The following is a 932-nucleotide window of genomic DNA, read 5'->3' on the forward strand; positions in this document are numbered from 1 at the left end:
ATCTTTTGGGACGGCTTCTTTTACCAAAAAATAAAGACACATATAAATCCAGAAATAGCTAAGTAGCTATATAAGTAAAAGACTTTTGTTCTTGTTTTTTCTTTTGTCCGAAATAGTACGATAGTTGGTTCGATTAGACCAATTGTAAGACAAAGTAAACCAAGAAGCATAAAGCCAATTGAAATAGAATACAGGGCGATTTGTGGTGCTTGAAATGGAATCATCCATTTTAATAAAAATGCAATAAGTGCAGTGTAACAAATGCTACCGATGTATTTATTCAATGGTGTATTAGAACGGAAACCAGGAAGTTTCTTGGAAAAAGGACGGGAAACAACTTCCGTTTGTAAAGATGTATGTTCTTCAATTATTTTTTGAGCTTCTTTTCCTTTTTGGAAAAGGGATAAAATCCAGTTTCGCTCACCTTGGAAAATAAATTGAGAAGTTGTTAAATAATGATCAACTTTTACCTTATTCCAACTCTTCCATGGATGACGCTCACACAATTTTAATTTACTTTCTGTTTTTTTATCATACTGATAAATACTTATGCCATCTTGGTCAAAAGTAGCGTAGTATGTCTCTCTTGAGAATGTGCCTAGATCAATTGGACAGTAGAAAAGTAATTCTTTTTTCAAATAAAAGTATTCTTTTCTTAAATTCTTTTTCATTGCTTCTCGAATAGAGTGTCTTTTATCTTTCTTCATGACATTTCCTCCATAACTCAGAAAATGTTCTTATCTTAACAATTCAACATCTTATCACTTTTAACGATATATGACTAGGGGATTCATAAGAGAAATACCGAATTATAAAAAATATGGGTTGTATTGTAAAATATAGTGATTGTTTCTTTAATATCATAAAATAAATAACTTATTTTTAATAAGTTACACTTTTTTTGTTCACAATACGATCATGTTGTTGTATAA

Annotated in this window: 1 protein-coding gene; it reads right to left on the minus strand. The window is 29.9% G+C overall.

The window, feature by feature from the left end; translation table 11 throughout:
- Positions 1-20 precede the first annotated feature (20 nt).
- Positions 21-707, minus strand: a complete 687-nt coding sequence (locus KI356_RS27050; RefSeq protein ID WP_128281646.1) for a hypothetical protein — start codon at positions 705-707, stop codon at positions 21-23.
- Positions 708-932: the final 225 nt, after the last annotated feature.

Source organism: Bacillus hominis, assembly GCF_018332515.1.
Lineage (GTDB): Bacteria > Bacillota > Bacilli > Bacillales > Bacillaceae_G > Bacillus_A > Bacillus_A hominis.